The organism is Neobacillus niacini, assembly GCF_023715415.1.
In the GTDB taxonomy this organism is placed as follows: Bacteria; Bacillota; Bacilli; order Bacillales; family Cytobacillaceae; genus Neobacillus; species Neobacillus niacini_C.
In genome coordinates this window covers 225,050-231,049 of the sequence record NZ_JAMBOB010000009.1, presented here as the reverse complement: position 1 = coordinate 231,049, position 6,000 = coordinate 225,050, and the positions used below count along the sequence as shown (strand labels likewise).

At 39.8% G+C, this 6,000-nt stretch carries 5 protein-coding genes; 1 reads left to right on the top strand and 4 read right to left on the bottom strand.

Going from position 1 to position 6,000, the window contains the following annotated elements:
* Positions 1-173 precede the first annotated feature (173 nt).
* From M3189_RS21280 to M3189_RS27025, 3 genes are all read right to left on the bottom strand, one after another.
* The gene (locus tag M3189_RS21280; RefSeq protein WP_251637627.1) at positions 174-1,736 is read right to left on the bottom strand and encodes a fatty acid--CoA ligase; all 1,563 of its coding nucleotides are present in this window, start codon (positions 1,734-1,736) and stop codon (positions 174-176) included.
* 12 nt (positions 1,737-1,748) lie between these two features.
* On the bottom strand, positions 1,749-2,894 hold the full coding sequence (locus M3189_RS21275; protein WP_251637625.1) for an acyl-CoA dehydrogenase family protein: 1,146 nt from the start codon (positions 2,892-2,894) through the stop codon (positions 1,749-1,751).
* 133 nt (positions 2,895-3,027) lie between these two features.
* On the bottom strand, positions 3,028-3,150 hold the full coding sequence (locus tag M3189_RS27025; protein WP_285889764.1) for a hypothetical protein: 123 nt from the start codon (positions 3,148-3,150) through the stop codon (positions 3,028-3,030).
* A gap of 261 nt (positions 3,151-3,411) precedes the next feature.
* Between M3189_RS27025 and M3189_RS27020 the strand changes: the two genes are divergently transcribed.
* Positions 3,412-4,710: a GDSL-type esterase/lipase family protein gene (locus tag M3189_RS27020; RefSeq protein ID WP_285889763.1), complete on the top strand. Its 1,299-nt coding sequence runs from the start codon at positions 3,412-3,414 to the stop codon at positions 4,708-4,710.
* Positions 4,711-4,758: 48 nt separating this feature from the next.
* Here M3189_RS27020 and M3189_RS21260 read toward each other — a convergent pair whose 3' ends face one another.
* Positions 4,759-5,946 carry an MFS transporter gene (locus M3189_RS21260; protein ID WP_251637616.1) on the bottom strand — a complete coding sequence of 396 codons (1,188 nt, stop codon included), beginning with the start codon at positions 5,944-5,946 and terminating at the stop codon, positions 4,759-4,761.
* Positions 5,947-6,000 lie beyond the last annotated feature (54 nt).

Below are 6,000 nucleotides of genomic sequence, written 5' to 3'. Positions count from 1 at the left end.
AAGTATTTCTCGCTATCCGCAAGTATTTCTCGCTATCCGCAAGTATTTCTCGCTATCCGCAAGTATTTCTCGCTATCCGCAAGTATTTCTCGCTATCCGCAAGTATTTCTCGCTATCCGCAAGTATTCAATAGAGAAGCCGCCGATTTCACTCTCCGGCAGCTTCTCCTATTATTATCCCTGTGTAAACAGCTCTTCTAACTGCTTCCGCAGCACAAATTTTTGGATTTTCCCGCTTGCATTCCGCGGTAATACTTCACAGAAAACATATTTTCGTGGGCGTTTGTAATTGGCTAGGCTATCGCTGTTTTTACAATAGTCTTCTAAGTCTTGTTCCGTCAGCTCTGGATCCTTTTTCACGACAAATGCCGTTACAGTTTCACCCCAGCGGTCATCCGGTTGACCCACAATTGCAACATCGAGAACACCTTCATGTGCATGTAGGACGTCCTCTACTTCACGTGGATAAATATTCTCCCCGCCGCTTATAATCATATCGTCCACCCGGTCATTGACATAAAGAAAGCCGTCTGCGTCAAGGTAACCAATATCCCCCGAATGATACCAGCCTTTATACATCGATTTCTCCGTTGCTTCTTCACGATTAAAGTAACCGACCATCATGCATGGCCCTTTGACAATAATCTCACCAGTTTCACCAACTGGAACAACATCATCCGGATCTGATGGACCATCCTCTCTCGTACGAACCACTCGAATATCGTGGTTAATGGCGGCTTGACCGGCAGATCCTGCTTTTCTTAACTGGTCATTCTCAGATAGAAAGGTTATCGCTGGTCCCATTTCTGTCATTCCGTAGGCTTGCACTAAACCAATACCAAATCGATCATGAAGAGCATGCACCAGAGACGGAGCCATTGGAGCAGCACCATACAAACCAAGCTTTAGACTTTCCGTATTGTATTGACTTAAATCTTCTTGCAGCAGCATGTTCCACATTGTTGGTGCTGCAAAAAACTTCGTTATCTTTTCTTGCCCTATTAACTGAAGGATAACCTTTGGGTTAAATTGGTGCAGAATAACATTGCTTGCTCCGACATGAATCCTTGGTAAAAAGGCACAATGGAGCTCCGCGCAGTGGAACATTGGAGCAGTCACTAGACCTACGTCCTCCGCCTCCAGCTTTTGAGCAGCAATGCAAAGCACACTTTGGTCTACCATGTTTCTATGACTATGCATGACTCCTTTTGGCCTTCCAGTTGTCCCGCTCGTATAGATAAACGCATAAATATCATTTTCATCAACCTCTGCCTGAATCTCTTCAATTGAGGAGGCAGCAAGTTTATCGTGATAGTTAGCTGCATAGGCTGGGGTCTCTTCATCAATATACCAAAAGGCCATTGATTCAAAACGATTTATGATCGAGGATATGACAGGCTCCAAAGCTTTTTCAAACAAAACCACTTTAGGACTAGCATCCGATAAAATAAACGCCACTTCTTCTGGCGTTAACCTGAAGTTTATTGGATTAAAGATAGCCCCAATTTTTGCACAGGCAAAGAATGCTGTTCCTAATTCCTCTGTATTAAACATGAATGTGGAAACCCGGTCGCCTTTTTTGACACCTTCGTTCAACAAAGCATTCGCTAGACGGTTTACCTGTTCACTCCACTCTTTATACGTATAGCGGACATTTTTCCTCACATCATATATTGCATCCTTGTTCGGGTATCTTTTTACCGTTAAATCAAAAATTTGTCCAATAGTGGTAGTCATCAGATTTCCTCCTTACAATCCTAGATTTTTGGCAATAATCGTTTTCATGATTTCATTTGTCCCAGCGTAAATACTAGAAACCTGAATATCACGGAATCTTCTCGCAATCTCGTATTCTTCCATATATCCATATCCGCCATGAAGCTGCAGGCATTCACCCGCAATTTTCTTTGCGGTATCCGTCAGCCTCCATTTCGCCATCGAAACCTTGGTTACCACATTTTGACCATTGATATGTTCAGCAATTAATTGGTCTAAAAACGCTCTCCCCATTTCTACCTCGGTAGCCATTTCTGCAATTTTAAACTGAGTATTTTGGAATTGGCTAATTGGCTTTCCAAAGGCTTCACGACTCTTCACATAGTCAATCGTTCCCTGAAGCATAACTTCTGCTGAAATTTGTGCTGCTATGGCAACAAGCAACCGTTCCTGCTGTAATTTATCCATCATATAGAGGAAGCCTTTGCCTTCATCACCTAGGAGATTTTCCTTAGGAACTCTACAATCCTCAAAAATCAACTCAGCTGTGTCCTGACTATGAAGACCCACCTTATTCAGTTTTCTACCTCTTGAAAAACCAGGCGTATCCCTTTCAATTAAAAGCAAGCTCACTCCTTTATGCTTAGGTACTGCATTGGAATCTGTTTTACAAGCTACTAAAATTAGATCCGACTGAATTCCATTGGTTATAAAGGTCTTTTGTCCATTTACTATATAATGATCACCATCTAGTTTTGCTGTAGTTTTGATATTAGCAAGATCAGACCCAGTTCCAGGTTCGGTCATCGCAATGGCCGTAATAAGTTCCCCTGTTACGCATCGTGGAAGCAAGCGTCGTTTTTGCTCCTCTGAGCCGAAAGTATTGATATAAGGAACAACGATATCATTATGCAGTCCCATACCCACAAGACCAGAACCGACTCTCTCTAACTCTTCATTTATTACAACCGAAAATCCCCAGTCGACACCACTGCCACCATATTTCTCATCTAAATCTGGACAAAGGAAGCCTTGCTCCCCCATCTTTCTCCATAAGGAGCGGGGAATCATTCTCTCCTCTTCCCATTTCTCATAATAGGGAACAGCCTCTTTCTCTAAAAATTTTCTTAAGGACTTACGAAAAATTTCATGGTCCTGTGTTAAGTATGGATGCTTCATATTGAATGCCTCACTTTCTATGTGTAACTGCCTGCCTTTTAAGCGTTGACTTGATTTAACTTTTGACGAAGCTGATAGTTTAATATTTTCCCAGAAGAATTACCTGCTGCATTTGGAACTTGTAGAATGTAGTTTATAAAGCGCTTTCATAAGAAGGGTAGCCTAATGTTGTTGGTTCGCCGATGGTAACCGCGGTTCCAACATTGCTATCATCTTTAGCTACGGTAATGACTTCTTCAAATTCAAGGTCACACACAACTACCTTCGCTTCTGATTGCTGTAATATTAGTGAACTTCTGAGGAGGTTAATAATGAATCATCCCAACCTATTGTAACAAAAGTATAGAATTTTTAGAATATTTAACTAAAAATTATTTACTAAACTTTTAATTCTATATTAATAAAGTCATGGGCCTTTTTGCATATTTTGTAGAATTATATATATTGAATATTCGAAAATTTGAGGATTATAATAGAATTTGGCAATATATAAATCTCGGATGGAGGAAATATCAAAATGAAGTTTAAAAGACTATCAGTTTTACTAACACTCATGTTAGCCTTTAGTACCTTCTTTACCACATTTGCTTTTGCAGAAGAGAACATAGACAAGCCAAACCTTGTCGCCCTTGGAGATTCAATAACATTTGGCTTAAACCTTGAAGCAGGCCAAACTAAAGCATCTCCGAATGCATTTCCTAGTTTAATAGCTGATGGTGAATTTGATGTTACAAACACTGGTGTCCCTGGACTAACGTCATTGCAATTAGCAGCTAAACTATCCAATCCAGATGAAGGAACTATCCTTGCTCTTAAATCTGCCGATATTTTCACTTTATATATTGGTGGAAATGATCTTTTACAGGCAACTGGAATATCTCAAATATTGAAAAGCCCCGTGCCAGTCAATTTAACTCCTGAGCAACAGATAGCATTAGTAGAAACTGCTATGAAGGCGGCAGAAGGAATCGCCAAAAACTTGCAAGATTCCATTGATGCCATAAGATTGCAAAACGAACATGCACCAATTATTCTCTATAATCTATATAACCCTATCCCGGATATTCCTGAAAGCGTTAATCCTTTTATTCACGGTCTACATATCCTTGGAAATCAGATTATTAATGGTGTAAATACAACTTTCATCAATCCGATTGAGAATCGAGAAGATGGTATTTTCTTAGCAGACGCATATACACCTTTCAACGGAAATCAAGCTCAGTTAATGATACCTGGAGACGTTCATCCAAACTTAAATGGACATCAAGCTCTTGCAGAAGCAGCAAACGCACCACTAGGATTAATCCTAATGGAAGAAGTTGCATTTGATTTATCTCCAGCAACCACTGAGGAAACAACTGGCCCAATAAGCATCGAAGTTTTATCAGGTAATCAGAAAGTTCTTGCCATGAGATGGCTGGAAAGTGAAAAGCCATTAACAGCAGAAGCATTTTATGATGAAAATGGTTCAGAGATTGGTAATGTAATCAATGAAAATAAATTTGAAGTAACGGAAAATGGAACTTACTATGTATATATGATGGATAGCTTATACAGAGAAAGTGTTAGCACCATTACAATCAAAAATATTAAATTAGCATCACCAACACCTACACCTGTACCGACACCGACACCAGCGCCGACTCCTGTGCCAACACCAGTAACGAGTGCACCTGTACCACAAGTAAAAGCAACTGGATATGCTATTCCGAATACGGCATCTCCTGCTTTTAATTTTGTTGCTGTTGGTTCAGTGGTTCTTTTAGCAGGATTTGTTACATTGCAAGTTCAAAGACGACGTCGACAAGACGCTTAAGCCAAATAAAAAGGTCAGCCCTCTTTCCCAAGAGGTTCTGACCTTTTGTTATGAAACAATTCTTTCCTTCGGAGCCACTCTTTTTTTCCTAACTTCTATCATCGTTAACACGATGGCAATGATTAAAAACAGACTACTGATCCGAAAGAGATTAGCAGTATCAGTGAATTGTGCTATTGTACCGAAGATAATACCGCTTAAGCCAATCCCTAAATCAAGTGATGAAAAGAACATTCCATTTGCCACACCTCTTCGATTTTCGGGTGTCATGGATAAAGTCCAGGACTGCAACGTTGGTAATGCACAGCCAAAACCGAGTCCAAACAATCCGCCCGCTATAGCAATCATTAAATTGGTTTGTGCATACGATAGGACCCACAGCCCAACAAAGGTAGCCAAAATACAGAAATAGACCATGCCGATTGGCCCTTTTTCATCAAACAACTTTCCTGCAAACGGTCTTGCCAACGTAGAAATAATGGCATTAAAAATATAAAATAAAAAGATCTGGTCAATGCCTCTTTCTTCCCCAAAGATGACGATAAAGGTTGAGACTGAACCATAACCAAGACAAATAATAAGGGTAATCAAAGATGGATACCAACTTGACTTCTCCACTAGTGAACCCAGGTAGGAAAATTTAAGATTTTCCTTTTTTGTTTGTAAAACGGCTTCAGGCGTTCGGTAGCTTACAAGTGCAAGCAGGACTACAGAAATAAAACCTAATATACCTGAAATAACAATGAGATTAGTAAAGGATGTAACATTGTATAAGAATATTCCTAGACTAGGAGCAATTATGAAACCAATTGTGGTTGAAAGCCCAAAATAGCCCATTCCTTCACCGAGCCTAGAAAATGGAATGACATCGACCGCCGCTGTGCCATTCACGGTTGTAGACCAACCCCACGCAAGACCATGCACGAATCGGATAAACAGGAATATCAAAACAATTCTTGATAATGGATAAAGAATAGTAATAATTAAAAGTATAATGGCACCAATTAATACAAGTGATTTCCTTTGCTTGTATTCAAGCATATACCCAATAAACGGCCTAATGAGAACAGCACCGATAGAAAACAACGCTGTAACAAGACCTATTTCCACTCCACTTGCCCCGATGGATTTAATATAGGGCGGCAATGTTGGTATTAGCATTTGAAATGACATAAACACAAAAAGATTCCCAACCATTAACATAATAAAAGATTTAGTCCACAAACGCTCTTTCAAGGAAACACCTTCCTAACTATTATCATTACGAATATTTGATTATTTCGTATTACT

What these genes read in the sequence shown, in the direction of transcription:
- M3189_RS27020 (WP_285889763.1), top strand. Translation starts at nt 3,412, where the DNA reads ATGAAGTTTAAAAGACTATCAGTTTTACTAACACTCATGTTAGCCTTT.
- M3189_RS21275 (WP_251637625.1), bottom strand. Translation starts at nt 2,894, where the DNA reads ATGAAGCATCCATACTTAACACAGGACCATGAAATTTTTCGTAAGTCC.
- M3189_RS21280 (WP_251637627.1), bottom strand. Translation starts at nt 1,736, where the DNA reads ATGACTACCACTATTGGACAAATTTTTGATTTAACGGTAAAAAGATAC.